Here is an 18,664-nt window from a genome sequence, read left to right as displayed (position 1 = left end):
CGACAAGGCGCCGCTGGCGGCCATGCATCGCACGGTCTCGGGCACCGTCGCCGGCGACAGCCTGGATGGCGCCCGTGGCGATGCCTCGGCCAAGCATACGCAGGCCGCGCAAGGCAAGGTGCCGCACGCCACCGATCCGGTGGTGCTGATGGCGGCGCGGGCGGGGCTGGCGCAGGTCGCCGGGCAGCATCTGCAATACACCGCCGGCGAGGCCGTGCACTGGTCCTCGGGCAAGGACCAGAACCTGGCGGTGATGGGCGCGCTGCGTCTGCACACGGGGCAGGGCCTGGGCATCGTGGCGGGCCTGCAGCAAAGCGGCGCGGAGTCGGGCCTGGACCTGATCTCGGCCAAGGGCAACGTCGACATCCAGGCGCAGCACGACATCCTGCGGGTGCAGGCGCAGCAGGACATCACCATTGGCAGCGCCCAGACCGCGGTGGAATACGCCGCGCCCAAGCGCATCCGCATCGCGACGGCGGCGGGCGCCAGCATCGTGCTCGAGGGCGGCAACATCACCGTCACCGCGCCCGGCCGCATCGACGTCAAGACCGGCAACAAGCAGTTCGCCGGGCCGGACAGGTTGCCTTACGCCTTCCCGCAATTCACGGTCTGCAAGCAATGCGTGCTGGATGCGCACGATGGCGTGCAGTCGATCACTGACAAGGCGTGAGGCGAACCGCGGCATGATGGATTGGGAAGCACATCTGAACGACACCCTGGCGCAGGCCGCCGATCTGGCCGATGCCCGCGGCGTTCCGCTCTACACCTATCTGCTGGTGGACTTTCGCGGGCGCGCCGAGTTGGCCGCGCCAGTCAAGGCCAGCGCCGACCTGAGTCACGGGTCGATCTGGGTCGGCACGGAGCTGGCGGTCTACGAAGAGATCGCGCCGCTGCTGATCGAGCTCGACGACCTTAGCCGTTTCGAACTGTGGCGCGGGCCTGGCGAGCCGCGCACCTCGGAGGTGCTGCGCCTGCTCAGGCGGTTGCACCAGATCGAGGGCGGCGTCTACGCGGTGACGCATGTCGTATCGCCGCTGCCGCTGGCCGAGCTGATGGCGCACTTCGCTTACTACGGCGAGTATGGACTGCCCGATGGCCGCGAGTACTACCTGCATTTCTACGACAGCCGCATCCTGGATCGCGCTTTCCAGGTCTGGACGGCGCCCGAGCGCGAACGCTTCCTGGCGCCGCTGAGCCTGCTGCGTTATGCGCGCCGCGATGGCGCCATGGCGCAGTGGGCGGGGCCGGGCGTCAGCCTGGACGCCGCCGACCGGCCGCGGCAACAGCCATTCGCGCTGGCGCAGCATGAGCGTCTGCTGGAACTGGATTACCCGGACAAGCTGGCGGTGCAGATCCGCCGCATCTACCTGGGGGTGCTGGGCGGCGGGGTGCGGCAGGACGATCTGTATGCGCGCGTGGTCGAGCAGATGGCGCGGGCCCGGGCCCACGGCGTCGAGAGCGAGCGCGACATGCTGGACTACGTGGCGTGGGGCATCACCATTTCCCCGCGCTTTGATGAACACGAGGCGATCGCGCCCGCGCTGCGCGCCTTCCAGGGCGACGGCCTGTCGCAGGCGTTGGCGCAGGTGCCCGATGCGGTGTGGGACGCGCTGCTGCGGGCGGAACAGGAACGGAACGAGGAGGTCGAGGCATGACGGGGCAGGCACGCGATATGGATGGGAGTCTTTGATGCGCAAGGGGTTGTTTGTCCTGATGATGTGGCTGGGGCTGCTGGCCGGCTGCAACGGCGAACCCAGCTACCAGGGCCTGTCGTTCGTCGCCTACAACTACACCCCCTGGGACCTGGACCGGATCCAGATCACGGACGCGCACGGCGGCAAGGCCGCCACGGGCGCCATCGGCGCGGGCGGCGGCGAAGGCTCGGTGACGTGCTGCTACAGCCTCAAGGGCACCGACTTCAAGGTCGAATGGCGCGGCGCGGACGGCGAGAAGGTCCGCGAGCACATGTTCGACGGCAAGCTGGACGAGGTGATGTTCAACAAGCAAACCCCGGTGCATTTCCCCGCCACCGACGTGCCGCCGGGCGAGGGGCCGCTGTACCTGGAATTGCACATCTATCCCGATGAGCACATGGAGCTGGCCCTGAGCCGAAAACTGCTGGGGCAGGTCCGCCTGCCGATCGTCGAGGTCACGCGCTGGCTCTACGCGCAGCATCGCGACGCCCTGGGCGACTATCGCAGCAGCGCGGAAGTGCGCCGGGTGGTGGCTAGGGTCACCAAGACCGCGTGGACCAGGTACCGGATCGAGGACGGGCAGGACCTGCAACAGTACATGTTCCTGTACTTCACGGTGGCATCGAACTTCGACGCCGACGCGGACATCGCCGCGTTGCTGGCCAAGCCGGGCCGCCAGCCGGGCGACTTCGCCAAGGCCGTCCGGCAGCTGCCGGCGGACAAGATCGCGCACCTGAAGGCCACGGGCGCCAAGCCGGGAGCCAAGAATGGCTGACAACCTGCCGCCGGTCGATCGCACGCCTGCCTCCGTGCTCAAGAAGATGGCCGAGAGCGAGGCCGCCTATCCCCGGCAGGATTGCCAGGAATGCGGGGCGGTGATCCGGATCGGCTTCTTCTTCGACGGCTTCGGCCGCAGCCGGGACGTGGACAGCAAGCATCCCACGTTCTATTCCAACGTCAGCCGCCTGTGGGAAGCGCATTACGCCCACGACGATGAAGACCGGCCGGTCAATCAATACTGGTTCCGCTTCTACTACTCCGGCCTCGGCACGGAGTTGAACGAGGATGCCAGGAACGACGACCTGATCTACGGCGCGACCGCCGCGGGCAAGAAGATCCTCAGCGAGACGATCAAGAACGCCCAGAGCGCGGCCAAGAACATCACCCGCGCCGACGAGATTCCGGAGACGGACGCCCTGAAGCGCTTGCGCGGCGCGACACAGAAAATGATCAAGGAGGGTTCGTTCCAGCCCATGGTCAAGGCGTACAAGGACGTGGTGAAGGACGTCAAGACGCTGCCCGACAAGGTGGTCCGGATCTGGAATGCATGGGACCCCGAGCGCCTGGTGAACCGCGCCAAGGGCACCGTGCGGGGCTTCTGGTCGGGCTTCAAGAAAAACCCGCTCAAGGTCGCCTGGACCGCGGGCAAGGAAGTCGCCAAGACCACGGTCATGGAGGGCGTGCCCGTCATCCGCGACAACGAGACCGTGGCCTACCTCATGGGCACGGGCGTCGACGTGCGCGTGGATGCCGCGCTGCGGCAGTTGCGGGCCACGCACGAGGCCGTCAGCGCCGAGATGAACAACGTGCGGCGGATCGAGATCTCGGTGTTCGGCGGCGACCGTGGCGGCGTGATGGCGCGCCAGTTCATCAACGATGTGGTCAAGAAGTATCGCCGCCGCCATGACAAGGACCTGGTGTTCCCGGGCCAGAAGGGCGCGCGCGAGGCCGAGATCCGCATCCGTTTCCTGGGCCTGCTGGACTCGGTGTCGTCGATCATGGACGAAAGCACGTTCCTGGGCTTCCTGCCGTTCACCGATCTGCTCAAGCAGACGCACAAGGACCGCACGTTGACGGTGCCGGGCGCGGTGGAGAAGTGCGTGCACTTCGCCGCCGCCCAGGAATTGCGCGCCAATCAGCGCGTCGACAGCCTGGAGAAGACGCGCGGCGAGCAGTATCTCTATCCGGGGTCGAGCGGCGACGTGACCGGCGTCAGTCCGGAGGGCTCGCTGGGATCGCGCGGCGAGCTGTCGCGCGTTCCGCTGCGTGACATGCTGAACCTGGGCTTGTGCAATGGCGTGGGGTTCTACAGCATGGAGCAACTGTTCGACAAGCGGCCGCTGACCTATGCCAAGTTCAGCATGGGCATCCCCATCAAGGACGGCGCCCAGAGCTACCGGATCACCGAACTGGTCGAGGCCTATCGCGGCGTGGTGAAGTACGAGCCGGGCATCGACTTCATGCCGCACATGGAGGTGTTCCTGCGCTGGCTCGCGGTGCGCTACCAGGATCCGGTCTTCAAGAGCGATCTGTCCGATCCGGCCGAGAAGTGGATCCAGGATCGCGACTTCTTCACGCCCGAGCAGGCCTACAACGAGGAACTGCGGCGCGTCTCGATGCTGCCGCGCGAGGAGCGCAACAAGCCCGAGAATACGGCGCGCCTGAAGGAACTGGAGGCGCTCAAGAACGAACGCCGGGACCGCGCCGAGGCCAGCCGCGGCGAATTGCCGCCGCAACGCTTCAAGCCGTTGTGGCAGCGCCTGGAAGAGGAATACCGCGGGCTCGAAGACGCCGAACGGCAGGACGCGGAGCGCGAGCGCCACAAGGAGGAATTCCGCCGGCGCAATCCGAACGTCGTGCGCACCATGGAACAGATGGACCAGGACCAGCTCAACATGCAGAACATGCGCAATGAGCTCATCACGCGCGGCGGCGGCACCCTGACCGAGGACGACAAGCCCAAGGACCCGTTCGCCGACATGAAAGCCAGGCGCGCGACGCAGCAGCGCCTGCTGAACATCTGGCGCGAAGCCAGCGCCGGCAAGAATCCGCTGCCGCCCAAGGTCATGGCGCTGTTCGACTTCCTGGTGCATGACGCCATGCTGAGCAGCTGGCCGGATCACCTGCTGGCCAGCACGTCCCTGTACTTCCGCACGCGCGACAAGGACATTTTCGGCAAGACCGATTTCAAGGCCGAGGAGAGCAAGATGAAGGCCGATACCGCTTCCGCGGCGCGCGTTGACCAGATGCGCGCCAACCTGGATGGGTTGGCGCCGGCGCGGCCATGACCGTTGCGAGCGCGATCCGGGCGCTGGCGGCGATCACCTTGCTGGCGGGTGTGGCCGCCTGCGGCGGCGAACCGGAGTATCGCGGCCTGAACCTGATCGCCTACAACTACACCCCTTGGGACATCGATACCATCCGCATTTCCGATGCGAAGGGGCGGAGCGCCGGAAGCGGCGCGATGGGCGTGGGTGGCGGCGAGGGTTCGGTGACCTGCTGTTATACCTTGAAGGGCACGGAGTTCAAGGTCCAATGGTCGGGCGTGGACGGCGAAGAGGCGATCAAGCATCTCCATGACGGCACGCTGGACAGCCTGCTGTTTCACAAGGAAACCACGGTGCACATGGACCCGACGCCGATTCCCCCCGGCGATGGGCCGTTGTACCTGGAACTGCACATCTATCCCGATGAGCGCATGGAGCTGGCGCTTAGCCGCAATCTGCTCGGGCAGACGCGCTTCCCGCTCGCCGACACCGCGGATTGGCTGTACCGGCAATACGGCGGCGCGTTCGAGGATTACCGCGATCGCTACGAGGTGCTGCGTGTCCTGGGCAAGGTGGCCAGAACGGCCTGGATCAAGTATCGCATCGTCGAGGAGCAGGACATGCGCCAATACATGCGCCTGTACTTCACCGTCGCCTCCGACTTCGACAGCGATCCGGAAATCGCCGCGCTGCTGGCGCAGCCGGGCCGTCAACCCGGCGACTTCGGCAAGGCCGTCGTCGCGCTGCCGCAGGCCGTCATCGCGCGCTTGAAAGCCCGAGGCTTGCCGCCGGGCGACAGGCGCGGCTGACGCGGTTCACGGCGCGGGTGGCGCCTTTTTCCGCCGCAGCCGTCCCAGCAGCCCTTGCCACAGCCGGTTCTTGATCCTGCCGCCATGGATCCACGACAGCACCATCAGCACCAGCATGGCCACCACGTAATACTCCGTGGCCCAGGGCGGCACCGGATTCAGCTCATGGATCCGGTCGAGGATCGGGTGAAGCGGCAGGACTTCGCTGGCGGCCAGCAGGCTGAACGCCAGGGCCAGCAGCGGTCCGGTGAAATGCGGGCGTTCGCCGTGGGTCGCATCGTCGGCCCAGTACCCCCAGTAGATGAATCGCAGTACCTGGATCGCCACCACGAGCACGGCGACGCCGACCACCAGCGCCATGGCGCCAACGATCAGGAGGGCTTCGATCGGGAACATGGCTGGGCGGTGCGAGGGCTGCGCCGGCTTAACGCGCCGCCTGCACCTCGATGGTGACGGTGTTCGAGCGCACGCCGTTGGACTCGATATACACCTCGTACTTCGCCGGCTCCCTCGGCAATGCCGTCTGCGCCGCCAGGTCGGTGCTGAACTGCGTGCCGACGCTGATGCCCGGGCTGATCGGGATGCCCTTGGGCGGGCGCGAGCCGGGGATCTCGTCGACTTCGACGCCGGCGCGGGGCGGACGGCGCTTGTATTCGTAGGCCACGCCTTCGTAGACCGCCCCGGTCTGGGTGTTGACCGCCACGAAGCGCGGCAGCTTCTGGTCCTGCGAGACCGGGATGATGCCCTGCGCGCATACCGGGATCACCAGGGCGCCCGTGGCCTGCGGCCGCACCCGCGCGGGCGCGGCGATGTTCAGTTGATCGTCGCTGCCGTGGTTGGGCGGGATGCAGGCATGATCCAGCACGGTGCCGATGGGCGCGGTGGCGAAGGCGGGCGGGTCGATCCAGTCGGTGGTCATGGAAGCGGTCTGGGTAGCGGGTTGAGAGGGAGCGCGCGGACCGGCTGGGGTCCGCGCCGACGCGGGCAGGGCGGTCAGCGCTGCCGCGAGCAGCAGGGCCAGGGCCGGCGCCGCGCGGCGCCGGCCGTCAGAACGTGGGCCAGCCACCGGACATATCCACTTTGCGGACGGCCTTGGCGCAATGGACGCAGAAGCGGATGCTCATGCAGTCGGCGCCGAACATGACGCAGGCGCCGGTGTCGGCATCGCTGAACTGGTTGGCGGGCAGGCCCTGATGGCAGTGGTTGCCCCACTTGGAATAGAAGAACGGCCCCTTGTCGAGCTTGGACGAGTCCATGTCGGCTTCGTCCGGATGCGCCTGGACCCATTCCGGGCCGCTCGGCGTCATGCCGATCAGGTGGCCGATCTCATGCACGAAGGTCTCCTGCTGGTAGTCCATCGTCACCGGATCCCAGGGCGACATCGCGGCCACGCACAGCAGGTTGGTGTTGTAGAACGCGATGCCCGCCGCCGCGCTTTCCATGAGCCGCACGCGCAGCACGATCTTGCCGGCCGTGGGCACGGGCAGCAGCCCCTCCAGGCGGACATTCACGGCATGGCAGGCCTTGGGCTCGGCCGGATCGTAGGGGACCGGCGTGACCCGATCGCGCGGCACCACCGCGCGTCGCACGCCGGCGGCCGGGTCGGTGTATTCGAACAGGCATTCCAGGAACCAGTCCTGGCCCGGGTCGATGTTGTACCAGAGGAAGCTGACGTCGCCCGCGGCATCGGCGAACTGGACCTGCGTGCTGCCCGCGCCCGGACCCGCATTGGCGCGGATGTAGAAGGGCTGTACCGGCTTCGGCGTGGCCAGCCGGTCCACGTGGCAGGCGACGATGGTGAACGGCTCGCGCTCGGCGCCTTGCGATTGGGCATAGACCGAGCGCGCCGCGCTGCGCAGGCGCGGATCGTCCGCGCTGTTGTCGTAGATCACATCGTAATTGGCCTGGCCGCGCGTGGTCAGCGGCGGCAGCTGCACCACGTCCACGCCGTGCCGCGCGTATTCGGTGGCGGTTGGCTGGAAGCCGTGCGGACGCTGCATCGGTTCGGGGCCGGGCAGCATGATCTCCTGGATGTACAGGCGCCTGACCGTTTCCACGACTTCGGTGGAGATGATCTGGTTCTTGTCGTTGACCACCTCGAACAGATAGGTGTTCAGCCCGGCGGCCGGCAGCGTGATGTCGTCGACGATCTTGGTGCCGTCCGGATCGGTGACGTAGCTGTAGGAGCGTTGGTTCGGCTCGCGGTAGAGCGGCTGGCGGCTCAGTTCGCGCGCCGAGTACACCGCATTGCCCGGGCGCGGGCTGACCTTGACCGTGAAGCGGTGCTGGCCGGCCTTGTTGAACGTCACGTGGATCTTGGGTTTGTTGGTCTGGCGGTCCAGGCTGGTAAGCGCCTGGCCATCGTTCCAGCGTTCCTCGGCCTGCGGCAGATTGACGTATTGCAGCTTGGCGCCGCTGCGCGCCTGGTAGGGGGAGGCCGCCGTGCTGGCCGGCGTCGGCGTGCTGCCTGCCGGTTGGCCGGTGGCCTCGCCGGGCACGCGGGCGGCGCCGGGCAGGTTGATGCCGGCGGCCTCCATCACGCGCTTGGCCAGGCCCGGATAGGGCGAGTTGGCCACCGCCGGAATGTTCATGATGGTTTCCGCCACCTTGGGCAGCGTCACGCTGGAAATGCTGGGCGATTGCAGGATGGCGCCCACCACCGTCGGGATCGCGGAGTTGCTCAACCCTGGCGTGCTGAGGATGGCGCCGGCCACGGCAGGCAGGTTGCCCTGGGTGACGTCGGGCATCGACAGCAGGGTGTTCACGGTGGAGCCGAGCGCCGCGCCGCGGTCGCCCATGACGCCCATGGCCTGCGTCATCATCGGGCCGATGGCCGCGCCCACGCCGCCGCCGCCCGCCGCCGTCAGGCCTGAGGCGGCCGACAGCGCCGACGCGGCGGAGGCATTGCCCATGGCGCCGGCCGCTTGCGCGGCCATGCCGGTGGCGGAAGAGGCCATGCCGGCGGCGCCGGTCGCGGCGCCACCCGTCGTGGCCGCCGCTGCGCCTGCTCCGCCCGTTGCACTCGCTGCGCCGGCTGCACCCGCGCCGGACAGCAGGCCGGCGGCCTTGCCGCCCAGGGTGGCTGCCTGGTCCGCCATGGCGCCGGCCTGCGAGACCGCGCCGGCGGCGTTGGCCAGGCCCGCGGGCATGGGCAGGGCGCTGGCGAGCGCGCCGCCGGCGCCTTGCGTCAGGGACGCGGCGCCTTCACTCACCAGGGATTGCGTGGCATTGCCGGCCATCGAGGCGGCCCGTCCCATCAATGACGGAGTGCCGCCGCTCATCAGCGACGGCGTGACCGCGCCCGCCGCGGACTGCGCCATGCCGCCGGCCTTGGCCGCCACGCCGGAGGCCAGGCCGGAGCCCGCCTCGGTGACGGCGCCCATGGCCTTGCCGGCCATCGCGCCCAGATCCTGTATGGGCTTGAGCGCGGCGCCGGCCATGGACTTGGCCTTGTCCAGCATGCCGGAAGCGGCTGTCAGGCCGCCAGACAGGGCGCTGGCGCCGCTGGCCAGGGCCGAGCCGATGCCGCCCAGGGCGGCGCCCTCGGCGGCGGCCGGCGCCGCGGCCATCGCGTCGGACGCGCCGGCGGCGTTCAGCGCCTGGCCGGAAGCGGCCAGCGCCTGCTTCATCGCGGCCGGTCGATGCACCAGTTCGGCCGTCACCAGCATCGGGTCGCCGACCTGGCTGGACGGCAGCGCGGGCAGGGCGGCGGCATCGCTGGCCGGCCCGATCAGGTTGTGCGAGGCGCCCTTCACGGAGAACATCCCGGGGCCCTTGAAGAGGATGTCGCCGCCGTCCATGACGATGGCGCCGCCGGCGGCCTGCAGCGTGATGCGCTGGTTCGCCAGGATCTCGATGCCGTCGGTGGTGGAGGTGATCGTGATGTCCTGGCCCGCCAGCATCTCCAGCATGTCGGTGTGCGCGTGGATCGACACCGGCGCGTTGGCCGCGATGGCGCGCAGGCCGCCGTCCTGCACGAACAGGCTGGTCGAGCGGCCCGAGGCGCTGGCGAAGGTCTGGCGCGCGGCCACGTGGCCATCGGCCTGGGCCGTGACATGCAGGTTCTCGCTGGCATGCAGGATCGCCGTCGCGGGCGTCGACAGGTTCATCGACGAGGGCGCGTCGATCAGCATGCGCGCGCCGTCGATACGCTCGACCGGGTCGCTGCCGCCGCGCTCGCCGCCGCTGGCCTTGACCGCCTGCTGGCCGCCGACGCTGCCGGGGTAGCGGCCCGCGGCCTTGGGATCGACCGCGTCGATCAACGCGTCGTATTCGCTGTTGGCCGCCAGCGGCCGCGCCTGACGTTGGGTGGCGGCGTCGCTGATGCGTTGCGCGGCGTTCTTCGCGCCGCGCATCAGGGCCAGCGCTTCCCGCGTGTCAGCCTGGGTCGAGGCGGCGCTTTCGCGGGCGTTGGCCGACAGCAGCATGCCTTGGCCGGATCGCACCACGGTCCAGGCGTCGGAACGCAATTCGAAGCCCGTGCCGCGCCATTGGCCGCGCGAGGCTTCGTCGGCGCCCTGCTTGACCAGGTAGCCCAGCCCCAGTTGCGACGCGGCGATGGAACTGGACAGGCGCGTGCGCACCTGGCCGGCGGTGTCGTCGAACAGCCATTGGCTGTGGCCCTGGCCATCCAGGCCCTGGCTGTGCCAGCCGCTGAGCGTGCCGGGATGGTTGGCGTCGGCGTCGACGCCCGCGGTCCAGGGCGGCAGGTCGCTGTCGTTGTAGAGCTGCGCCACCACCACGGGCTGGTCGATGTCGCCATCGAGGAATTCGACCACCACTTCCGTGCCCTGGCGCGGCAGGTGGTGGGCGCCCCAGTTGGGGCCGGCCTGCGCGCCGGCCACGCGCAGCCAGGCGCCGGAGCGGTCGTCGCCCGGCGCATTGCCGGCGTCGTCGCCATGGCTGCGATGGGGCAGCCCGCCCTGCAACGGGCGCTGGCCGCGCTGCCACGGGAATTGCACCTTCACGCGCAGGTCGCGGCCGGTGGTGACCGTGGCGTCCTGGGCGGTGACGACGACGGCGGTCACGCCCTCGGGAGCCGTGGGCCGCGCGCGCCAGGCCGGCAGCAGCGCCGCCGTGGCGGGCTGGGCGTCGAAGCGGTTGCGGTAGGCGCCGCGCTCCAGGTCGGCCGCGCCGAGCACCTGGGCGGCCTGGCTGCCCAGGTTGTTGGCGGCCTCGTGCTCGACGCGCAGCAGCGTATAGCGATTGCCCGCCAGCTCATCGGCGGCGCCGCCCGCGCCGGGCGCGTAGCGGTCGTGCTGGGTCAGCGCGAACACGTGGCCGGGCATCATCTGGCGCGCGGTGCCGCCGCCGTCAAAGCGCAGCATGCGCGCTTCGTGCGCCTGCAGGCCGCGCGCGGCCAGGCGTTCGGCGCCTTCGTCGTCGCGATGACGGCCGTGGCCGTCGTAGTCGTAGTCCTCCAGCGCCGGCACGGCGCCCGCGTCCAGGGCCGATTGCGCCTGGGCGCCATGGGCCAGCAGGGCGCGGTCGTTCCAGGCCACGCGCGTGACGGTGTTGGGCCGCACGGCGCGGGCCGCGCCGAAGCGCGTGACGCTGTCTTCGGCCTCGGTGGCGTCGCTGCGGTGAAAGCGCAACGAGGCAGCGGGATTGTCGGGCTGCGCGACGCCGGCGTCGAACACCACCAGGCGGTGGCGCGCGCCGCCCGAGCCGTCGGACTGGCCGTCATCCTGCTGGTGGTCGAAGCGGAAGCTCAGGCCGGCCTCGGCCATCAGCCGCAGCGCGAAGTCCAGGTCGGTCTCCCGGTACTGGGTGCGCACCGGCTGCGCGGCCGGCGGCTCGGCGATGTCGAAGGCGTACGAGGCCTGCGGGTAGTCGGCGAAAATCTCGGTCAGGATGTCGGTGACCGACTTGTCCTGGAACAGGAAGCTGTCGCGCCGCAGCCGCAGCGTCGCCAGCCAGGGCGCGGCATGCAGGCGGTAGCGCGCCAGCCCGCCGTCGGCGCCGAGCGCATCGACGCCTTCGACCACGGCATGCCAGCGGCGCTGGCTGCCATCGGCCAGCAGCAGGCTGACGCTGATCTCCTTGCCCAGCAGCGGCTCGACGTCCAGTTCGGCGGACGAGGCCAGGCAATCCAGCGTCAGGGCGAACAGCTCGGAGACGCCTTCGCGCAGCCGCATGCGCTCGACCACGAGCGCGTCGCCAAGCGGCGTGCGCGCTTGCAGCAGGCGGGCGTTCTGGGACAGGGCGGCGACGTTCAGGCTGCTGTAGCCGGCGGGCAGGGGGGAACGATCGATCATGATGCGTGGCGGTGTGGGTGGGCCGTCAGGGCAGCGAGATGGTCAGGTGGGCGGCGCGCGGCCCGAGCTTGACGATGTCGTGGTACGGCGCCATGGCCGTCTGCATGTCGCCGTTCAGGAAGTGCGCCATGCCCAGGTAGGCCAGCAGGCCGAGCAGGGCGAACAGCGCGCCAATGCTCCACAGCGGCACGTCGCGCTTGAGCGTGTGGGCGATCTTGTCGGGCAGCGGCCAGTGCGGCGCGAAGCCGGCGCGCTTGCCGCGCAGCAGCGCGATCTCGTCGCCCAGGCGCGCGGTCAGGTAGCCGAGCTTTTCCTGGCCCTCGATCATGTACTTGCCCTGGAAACCCAGCAGCAGGCACATGTAGAACACCTCCAGCGACTGCAGGCGCGGCGCGCCCTGGGCCCGCAGGTCTTCCAGGCGCGAGAAGAAGTTCTCGCCCGCCAGCTGCTCGCCGAACAACGTCAGCTGCAAGGGCTGCAGCATCCAGGCGTCGCGGATCGAGAACTGCGAGTTCAGCACGGTCTCGTCGACCGCGGCGCAGAAGGCGTACTTGGTGGCGTAGACATCCTCGGCCGGAATGTCGAGCTTCTTGGCGCTGCGCTCGAAGTCCGCCAGGAACTGCTGCACCCGCGCCGAGAACGAGGCGGCGCTGGCCGGTTCCTGGCCGCTCTTGAGCAGGAACAGCATCAGGAAACCGTCGTACAGCAGGTCCAGCAGCGACTTGGCGGGGCGCGATCCATAGAAATCGGCGGCACGGGGCGGGAGCGAGGCTCCGGGCATCAGAGAGGGCGCGGCGGCGTTCATGGCGGGCTCTTTCGGTAAGCGTCGGGGTTGCGTCGGATCGGGGGATGGACGGGCGCCGGTCAGCGGGTGACGGCGATCAGGTCCAGCTTCAGTTCGGGAATGCCGGACGGCGCGTAGATGGCGATGCTGCGGGCCTGCAGCATGCGGTCGTACAGCGAGCCGCGCGTCTGCAGCGTGAAGTAGCACGCGCCCGGCTTGACCGGCACGGCCGGCGGCACCTGCGGCGTGTACACCAGCTGCACGCCGGGCATGGCCGACAGCACCAGCTTCTCGACGTCGTCGGGCGCGCCGACCTTGAAGCGCAGCGGCACCGTCTCCGCCAGTTCGCTGGCCGGCGTCGCGGCCGACACCGACAGGTACAGCGCGGTGGTTTCGTCGAGCTTGTCGGAATCGAGCCGGCCGACATGGAACGACGGCCGCAGCTCCTCGAGCACGATGGAGAAGTAGCGGGTCGAGATGACGGTGTCGAGCAGGTCGCGCAGGATCGTGTCCAGCTGCGCGAACGCGGCGCCGGGCTGTTCATGGCGATACACCGGCAGGTCGGCCAGCGTGTGCACCTTCGAGAAAGTCATCAGCGCGCCGGCCAGCCGCAGCATTTCCTGGAACAGGCGCTCGGGGTGCAACTGCGGGTTGTGGAACAGGTGCGACAGCGCCGAGTAGGCCTCGTTGGCGGTGTGCAGCAGCCAGAACGAGGCCACGTCGCCCGAGCGGAATTCAATGATGTTCTTGCTCGGCTCGCGATGAAAGCCATAGAGCGCGTTGACCTTGGCCTGCAGCGCGTCCAGCAGGCGGCGCAATTGCTCGAACAGCGCGCCGCAGGCCTGCACCGTCAGGCTGGGGGCGATGAAGCTGGTGTCCAGCTCGTAGCCCGCGCTGGCGGTGCGGCGCACGCGCGCCACCGGGATGGTCAGCAGCGCGTCGCGCGGCTCGTGTTCGGACAGCAGGCGCACGTTCTTGCGCAGGAACGCCAGTTCGGCGGTGCTGGCGTTGGTGTACAGGTCGGGGGCGGGGCGGTCGTGGTGCGCATAGCGCGAGTCGAAGCCTTCCGCCTGCTGCGCATCGCGGTAATTGCCGCCGATGTCCTTCATGGGGTGCAGCGCCAGGTAGAACACCGCTTCGCTGGCGCCGTCCAGGCCGTCCAGCGCCACCGCGGGCGGCAGGTCGTCGTTGTGGGGCGCGTTGTAGATTTCGCCGTCGGGGAAGATCGCCGACAGCTCGGTGGCGCGCAGCATGCCGTTGGCGAGCGCCGCGGCATCGAAGCGCACGCTGCGCAGTCCCCATGAATACGGGTGCAGCGCGCGGCTCATTTCCGCCAGGCGGGCCTCATGGTAGGCGTCCTGCCGCTGAAAATGCTGGGGCCGCAGGAACAGCCCCTCTCCCCACAAAATCTTCGCTGAATAACTCACGTTGGCGGGCTCTCGTTTATGTGTCTATATGAAGAGGACGTTTCACGTACCGGATCCAGGGCGAGCGCTGGATTCAGTCAGGGCATTGCAACGAGCCAAGCCTGGATGGATCGAATGCCGGCATGCCGGGCGGCAGCACGATCTTGCCGGTGGCGACCGTCATGGCGCACGCGTGTGCGCCCAGGACGATGCCGCTGTCTTCGACCGATTTGACCTCGAACACGTATTTCCAGCGCTGTGGCGCGGGTGCGTAAAACAAGGCGGCAACGGCGATATAGGTGGCGCCCTTCGGCACTTTTTCGATGTTTTCGAAGCGCTGGCCGGGCGTCAATGTGATCTCGCGCGAAGCAATGAGACTGTCGCCCAATGCCGCCTTTTCCTGCTCAGTATCAACCAATTGCGTGAGCGGTGCGCGCTGAAATGCCTCGGCGTTCTTCAAATAGTATGCTTTCGTAACGACAGCCGTTGGCTGGCCGCTGCTCGCATTCAAATTTTCTCCGGCGTGTATCGCCAATTTCACATCAGTGGGCGCATTCGGGTCCTTTTTCAGGCCCGCCGCATCGAGTGCCGTGCCGGTGATTCCGGCGACCGCGCCAAGGGCGGAAACCGCTGCACAACCCGTCATGACCGGGGCCACCGCGACCAGCATCGAGGCCGCCAAGCATCGCGATAAATTGAGATGTTTTGACATGGCTCTTTATACCGGATCATTGCGACAACATACAGATGGCGGCACGTTGAGCGACATTTCGTGGCAAGTTACATGACGTAATGCACTGTAGTGGTGTACTAACAAAAAGTTGTTGAAATACGCGGCCCTTGGTTACATCGGACACGTTCCCCAAAAATGCAACTTTCCCGGTATTTCCTCATAGGCGGTATGGTGGCCTTGATGGCCGGTTGCGCCACGACCAGCAAGCCCCAGACGGACGCCGAATACAAGCAATCGATCACCCGGGCCACCGAGACATTGGCCAATAAGGGAGGCGATGAAGCCGTGGTCCAATTCCAGGAAATCGCGCAGCGCAATCCCTCGCGCGGCGAGCCCTGGTCGTACATCGCCAAGATCCGTTTTGATGAACAGAAATACGGGGAAGCCATCGTCGCCGCGGACGAAGCGCTGAGCCGCGACGAGAACGATTTCACCGCCAAGACGGTGCGCGCCGTGGGCGGCCTGCGGGTCGCCATGCAATCGCTGGCGGACCTGCGCGCCGATGCGCTGCTGGCCGGCAATGCCCGCAATGACGCGGTGGCGCTGGCCGCCTCCATGCGCGAGACGCTGGGCCAGGACGTGCTGTTCCCCGAAGGCCGCAAGCCGCCGTCGCGCGGCACGCGTCCGCCGCCCAAGCCGCGCAACGACGCCGCCGCCGCGCCGGGCGCGGCCGCCGCCGGTACGCCGGCAGCCGGGGCTCCCGCGGCCGGTACGCCCGCAGCCGGTACGCCTTCCGCCAACGGCGGCGCCACTGCTGCGCCGGCGGCGCGCCCGGCGCAATCCGGCGGCGCCACGGCGCCCGCGCAGCCTGCCCAATCCACCCCATCCACCCCGCCCGCCGGGGGCCGCGCGCCGGATCCGTTCGGCAATCTGATCAACAAACCCTGATCGGCCCGCCGGACCCGGCAGGCCGGGTCCACGCGCCTTCGTCACTACGCATCCGCTGGGAGCCCTCAATGGCCAAGAAAGAAAGCGTTCAGAAAAGACTGCAGAAAGTGCGCCCGCCGCGCGTTCAACTGACCTATGACGTCGAGAAGGGCGACGCGATCGAGCAGAAGGAACTGCCCTTTGTCGTCGGCGTGGTGGGCGACTTCAGCGCGCAGTCGGAAGCCGAGCTGCCGCGCCTGAAGGACCGCAAGTTCGTCAACATCGACGTCGACAACTTCGACGACGTGATGCGCGGCCTGGAGCCGCGCGCCGCCTACCGCGTGAAGAACCGCCTGACCGACGAGGGCGGCACCTTCGGCGTCGACCTGAAGTTCCGCTCTGTCGAGGATTTCCGCCCCGAGGCGGTGGTGCAGCAGATCGAGCCGCTCAAGGAGCTGCTGGACATCCGCACCAAGCTGGCCGACCTGCGCAACAAGCTGGCCGGCAACGACAAGCTGGAAGACCTGCTGGGCGAGGTGCTCAGCAGCACGGAAAAACTGCAGCAACTGACCAGCGAAGCCGGCAAGGACGGCAAGGGAGGCCGCAATGAGTAATTCCGCCGCCGCGCACAGCGCATCCGCCCCGGCCGCCGCCGACGCGGGCCTGCTCGACCAGATCGTCGAACAGAGCCGGGTGGCCAAGTCCAGCGCCGAGCACGACCGCGCCAAGGACCTGATCGGCGAACTGGCCCGCGAAGTCATGAAGGGCACCGTGGTGGTGTCGGACAACCTGTCCGCCATGCTCGACGCCCGCGTGGCCGAGCTGGACCGCCTGATCTCCGCGCAGCTGAGCGAAGTCATGCACGGCGCCGAGTTCCAGAAGCTCGAAAGCACCTGGCGCGGCCTGCATTACCTGTGCCAGGAGAGCAATACCGGGCCGATGCTCAAGATCAAGGTGCTCAACGTCACCAAGCGCGACCTGGTGCGCGACTTCCAGACCGCCATCGACTTCGACCAGAGCCTGATGTTCAAGAAGGTCTACGAAGAGGAATTCGGCACCTTCGGCGGTTCGCCGTTCGGCGCGCTGCTGGGCAACTTCGAGATCACCCGCCAGCCCGAGGACATGTACTTCATCGAGCAGATGTCGCACGTGGCCGCGGCCTCGCACGCGCCGTTCATCGCCTCGGCCTCGCCCGAACTGCTGGGCCTGGACAGCTTCGCCGACCTGGGCCGCCCGCGCGACCTGGCCAAGGTGTTCGACACGGTCGAATACACCAAGTGGCGCAGCTTCCGCGATTCCGAGGACTCGCGCTACGTCGGCCTGACCATGCCGCGCTTCCTGGGCCGCCTGCCGTACGACCCGAAAGAGGGCACCTCGGTGGAAGGCTTCAACTTCGTCGAGGACGTCGACGGCACCGACCATTCCAAGTACCTGTGGTGCAACGCCGCCTGGGCCTTCGGCGCGCGCCTGACCGCGGCCTTCGCCGACTTCGGCTGGTGCGCGGCGATCCGCGGCGTCGAAGGCGGCGGCCTGGTCGAGAACCTGCCGACCCACACCTTCAAGACCGACGACGGCGAGATCGCGCTCAAGTGCCCGACCGAGATCGCCATCACCGACCGGCGCGAGAAGGAACTGAGCGACCTGGGCCTGATCCCGCTGGTGCACTGCAAGAACTCCGACTACGCCGCGTTCTTCGGCGCGCAGTCGGTGCAGAAGGCCAAGAAATACAACACCGACAGCGCCAACGCCAACGCGGTGCTGTCGGCGCAGTTGCAATACATCTTCTCCGTGTCGCGGGTGGCCCATTACCTGAAGGCCATGATGCGGGACAAGATCGGCAGTTTTGCGTCCGCGCAATCGGTCGAGAGCTTCCTGAACCGCTGGGTCTCGCAGTACGTGCTGCTGGACGACAACGCGAGCCAGGAGCAGAAAGCGCAATTTCCCCTGCGGGAAGCATCGGTGCAAGTCGCCGAGGTGCCGGGTCGTCCTGGCGTGTTCCGGGCCGTGGCGTTTTTGCGGCCGCATTTCCAACTCGACGAGCTGTCGATTTCCCTGCGCCTGGTTGCGGAACTGCCCGCCCAGGCCCAGAAATCGTGATGACCGTCTGATCCAAAGCTTTTAACCGGAGAGTACTTTAATGAAGGACATCTACGTCAAATTCGGCAATCCTGCGCTCAAGGGCGAGTCCCAGGACAAGGATCACCCGGACTGGATCGAAGTGGGCTCGTGGCGCCACGAGATCATCCAGCCGCGTTCGGCCACGGCCTCGACCTCGGGCGGCCACACCGCCGAGCGCACCGAGCACGGCGAAATGGTCTTCACCAAGGACCTGGACGTGGTCAGCCCGCTGCTCTACCAGCACGCCTCGGGCGGCACCACCTTTGACGAAGTGACCATCGATTTCCTGCGCGCCGATGGCGAAGGCAACCGCGTCAAATACCTGGAAATCAAGCTCAAGTACGTGATCATCTCGCGCGTGGCGCCGGAAGTGGTCAGCGAGGGCCTGCCGCACGAATCGTTCTCGCTGAAGTACGCCGCTGTCCAGTGGAAGTACACGCAGCAGAAGGTCGGCGGCAATCAGGGCGGCAACGCCCAGGGCGCCTGGAGCCTGACCAAGAACGACAAGACCTACTCGGTCTGACCCCGACCGCGCGGCAAGGCGAAGGCCGCGGCTCGCTCCCGGGCCGCGGTTTTCCTGAATGAGGTCCGTGATGAAGGGATTCGAACCCAGCCTGTTCGACAAGCTGTTCGACGGCGATGGCCCGGCGCCGCATGCGCTGCGGCGGTTGTCCGTCGAGGAAATCAAGGAAACCGTCGCGCGCGACATCGAGGCCCTGCTCAATACCCGCATGGTCTTCACCGAGGCGTCGCTCAAGCGCTATCCGAACTGCCAGCGGTCGATCCTGACCTATGGGCTGTCGGATTTCTCCGGGCTCAGCCTGGCCAGCCACTACGACCGGGAGTTCATCTGCCGGTCGCTGGAGCAGGCCATCGCGCGCCACGAGCCGCGGCTGACGCACGTGCGGGTGGTGCTGCAGGTCGACAGCCGCGCCACGTCGGTGCTGTA

General features: G+C 68.0%; 16 protein-coding genes. 10 read left to right on the top strand and 6 right to left on the bottom strand.

Annotated elements, in window-relative coordinates; translation table 11 throughout:
• From AOZ53_RS25185 to AOZ53_RS25165, 5 genes are all read left to right on the top strand, one after another.
• On the top strand, nt 1–670 hold a 670-nt coding region (locus tag AOZ53_RS25185), incomplete at its 5' end, for a DUF2345 domain-containing protein (RefSeq protein ID WP_156333511.1).
• 13 nt (nt 671–683) lie between these two features.
• Complete coding sequence (locus AOZ53_RS25180) at nt 684–1,655, top strand: DUF4123 domain-containing protein (RefSeq protein WP_054489810.1); 972 nt, start codon at nt 684–686, stop codon at nt 1,653–1,655.
• Between the two features lie 34 nt (nt 1,656–1,689).
• The gene (locus AOZ53_RS25175; RefSeq protein WP_054489820.1) at nt 1,690–2,469 is read left to right on the top strand and encodes a DUF3304 domain-containing protein; all 780 of its coding nucleotides are present in this window, start codon (nt 1,690–1,692) and stop codon (nt 2,467–2,469) included.
• Nucleotides 2,462–4,762, top strand: a complete 2,301-nt coding sequence (locus tag AOZ53_RS25170; RefSeq protein WP_054489809.1) for a DUF2235 domain-containing protein — start codon at nt 2,462–2,464, stop codon at nt 4,760–4,762. The genes AOZ53_RS25175 and AOZ53_RS25170 overlap by 8 nt, the downstream gene beginning before the upstream one ends.
• The gene (locus tag AOZ53_RS25165) at nt 4,759–5,550 is read left to right on the top strand and encodes a DUF3304 domain-containing protein (RefSeq protein ID WP_054489804.1); all 792 of its coding nucleotides are present in this window, start codon (nt 4,759–4,761) and stop codon (nt 5,548–5,550) included. The genes AOZ53_RS25170 and AOZ53_RS25165 overlap by 4 nt, the downstream gene beginning before the upstream one ends.
• Before the next feature lie 6 nt (nt 5,551–5,556).
• Here AOZ53_RS25165 and AOZ53_RS25160 read toward each other — a convergent pair whose 3' ends face one another.
• The 6 genes from AOZ53_RS25160 to tssJ all read right to left on the bottom strand — a co-directional run bounded on the left by AOZ53_RS25160 (nt 5,557) and on the right by tssJ (nt 14,709).
• Nucleotides 5,557–5,946, bottom strand: a complete 390-nt coding sequence (locus AOZ53_RS25160; protein ID WP_054489802.1) for a hypothetical protein — start codon at nt 5,944–5,946, stop codon at nt 5,557–5,559.
• Nucleotides 5,947–5,974: 28 nt separating this feature from the next.
• Nucleotides 5,975–6,469, bottom strand: coding sequence for a hypothetical protein (locus AOZ53_RS25155; protein WP_231689973.1), 495 nt, complete (start codon nt 6,467–6,469; stop codon nt 5,975–5,977).
• Between the two features lie 127 nt (nt 6,470–6,596).
• Nucleotides 6,597–11,807: a type VI secretion system tip protein TssI/VgrG gene (gene tssI / locus AOZ53_RS33780; RefSeq protein ID WP_082385764.1), complete on the bottom strand. Its 5,211-nt coding sequence runs from the start codon at nt 11,805–11,807 to the stop codon at nt 6,597–6,599.
• 25 nt (nt 11,808–11,832) lie between these two features.
• A complete protein-coding gene (gene icmH, locus AOZ53_RS25145) occupies nt 11,833–12,612 on the bottom strand; it encodes a type IVB secretion system protein IcmH/DotU (protein WP_054434059.1) in 780 nt (259 codons plus the stop codon).
• A gap of 59 nt (nt 12,613–12,671) precedes the next feature.
• Nucleotides 12,672–14,018, bottom strand: coding sequence for a type VI secretion system baseplate subunit TssK (tssK, locus tag AOZ53_RS25140; RefSeq protein WP_054434061.1), 1,347 nt, complete (start codon nt 14,016–14,018; stop codon nt 12,672–12,674).
• A 73-nt stretch (nt 14,019–14,091) separates the two neighbouring features.
• Complete coding sequence (gene tssJ / locus AOZ53_RS25135; RefSeq protein ID WP_231690686.1) at nt 14,092–14,709, bottom strand: type VI secretion system lipoprotein TssJ; 618 nt, start codon at nt 14,707–14,709, stop codon at nt 14,092–14,094.
• 189 nt (nt 14,710–14,898) lie between these two features.
• Between tssJ and AOZ53_RS25130 the strand changes: the two genes are divergently transcribed.
• From AOZ53_RS25130 to tssE, 5 genes are all read left to right on the top strand, one after another.
• Entirely contained in the window at nt 14,899–15,618 is a 720-nt protein-coding gene (locus AOZ53_RS25130; RefSeq protein ID WP_231689975.1) for an outer membrane protein assembly factor BamD, read from the top strand.
• Nucleotides 15,619–15,686: 68 nt separating this feature from the next.
• A complete protein-coding gene (tssB, locus tag AOZ53_RS25125) occupies nt 15,687–16,211 on the top strand; it encodes a type VI secretion system contractile sheath small subunit (RefSeq protein ID WP_006395406.1) in 525 nt (174 codons plus the stop codon).
• On the top strand, nt 16,204–17,694 hold the full coding sequence (gene tssC / locus AOZ53_RS25120; protein ID WP_054434064.1) for a type VI secretion system contractile sheath large subunit: 1,491 nt from the start codon (nt 16,204–16,206) through the stop codon (nt 17,692–17,694). The genes tssB and tssC overlap by 8 nt, the downstream gene beginning before the upstream one ends.
• Before the next feature lie 40 nt (nt 17,695–17,734).
• Nucleotides 17,735–18,238, top strand: coding sequence for an Hcp family type VI secretion system effector (locus AOZ53_RS25115; RefSeq protein ID WP_006395404.1), 504 nt, complete (start codon nt 17,735–17,737; stop codon nt 18,236–18,238).
• Nucleotides 18,239–18,308: 70 nt separating this feature from the next.
• Nucleotides 18,309–18,664 (top strand): type VI secretion system baseplate subunit TssE (gene tssE / locus AOZ53_RS25110; RefSeq protein WP_054489800.1); only part of this gene is annotated, 356 nt, incomplete at its 3' end.

Source organism: Achromobacter sp. 2789STDY5608621, from assembly GCF_001299375.1.
GTDB classification, from domain to species: domain Bacteria; phylum Pseudomonadota; class Gammaproteobacteria; order Burkholderiales; family Burkholderiaceae_B; genus Achromobacter; species Achromobacter insuavis.
Note: the sequence above shows the minus strand (reverse complement) of the source record. Positions and strands in the feature narration are given on the sequence as shown.

Excerpts from the sequence above, each read along its gene's own strand:
- AOZ53_RS25180 (WP_054489810.1), top strand. The coding sequence starts at position 684 with ATGATGGATTGGGAAGCACATCTGAACGACACCCTGGCGCAGGCCGCC.
- AOZ53_RS25175 (WP_054489820.1), top strand. The coding sequence starts at position 1,690 with ATGCGCAAGGGGTTGTTTGTCCTGATGATGTGGCTGGGGCTGCTGGCC.
- AOZ53_RS25170 (WP_054489809.1), top strand. The coding sequence starts at position 2,462 with ATGGCTGACAACCTGCCGCCGGTCGATCGCACGCCTGCCTCCGTGCTC.
- AOZ53_RS25165 (WP_054489804.1), top strand. The coding sequence starts at position 4,759 with ATGACCGTTGCGAGCGCGATCCGGGCGCTGGCGGCGATCACCTTGCTG.
- AOZ53_RS25160 (WP_054489802.1), bottom strand. The coding sequence starts at position 5,946 with ATGTTCCCGATCGAAGCCCTCCTGATCGTTGGCGCCATGGCGCTGGTG.
- AOZ53_RS25155 (WP_231689973.1), bottom strand. The coding sequence starts at position 6,469 with ATGACCACCGACTGGATCGACCCGCCCGCCTTCGCCACCGCGCCCATC.
- tssI (WP_082385764.1), bottom strand. The coding sequence starts at position 11,807 with ATGATCGATCGTTCCCCCCTGCCCGCCGGCTACAGCAGCCTGAACGTC.
- icmH (WP_054434059.1), bottom strand. The coding sequence starts at position 12,612 with ATGAACGCCGCCGCGCCCTCTCTGATGCCCGGAGCCTCGCTCCCGCCC.
- tssJ (WP_231690686.1), bottom strand. The coding sequence starts at position 14,709 with ATGTCAAAACATCTCAATTTATCGCGATGCTTGGCGGCCTCGATGCTG.
- AOZ53_RS25130 (WP_231689975.1), top strand. The coding sequence starts at position 14,899 with ATGGTGGCCTTGATGGCCGGTTGCGCCACGACCAGCAAGCCCCAGACG.
- tssB (WP_006395406.1), top strand. The coding sequence starts at position 15,687 with ATGGCCAAGAAAGAAAGCGTTCAGAAAAGACTGCAGAAAGTGCGCCCG.
- tssC (WP_054434064.1), top strand. The coding sequence starts at position 16,204 with ATGAGTAATTCCGCCGCCGCGCACAGCGCATCCGCCCCGGCCGCCGCC.
- AOZ53_RS25115 (WP_006395404.1), top strand. The coding sequence starts at position 17,735 with ATGAAGGACATCTACGTCAAATTCGGCAATCCTGCGCTCAAGGGCGAG.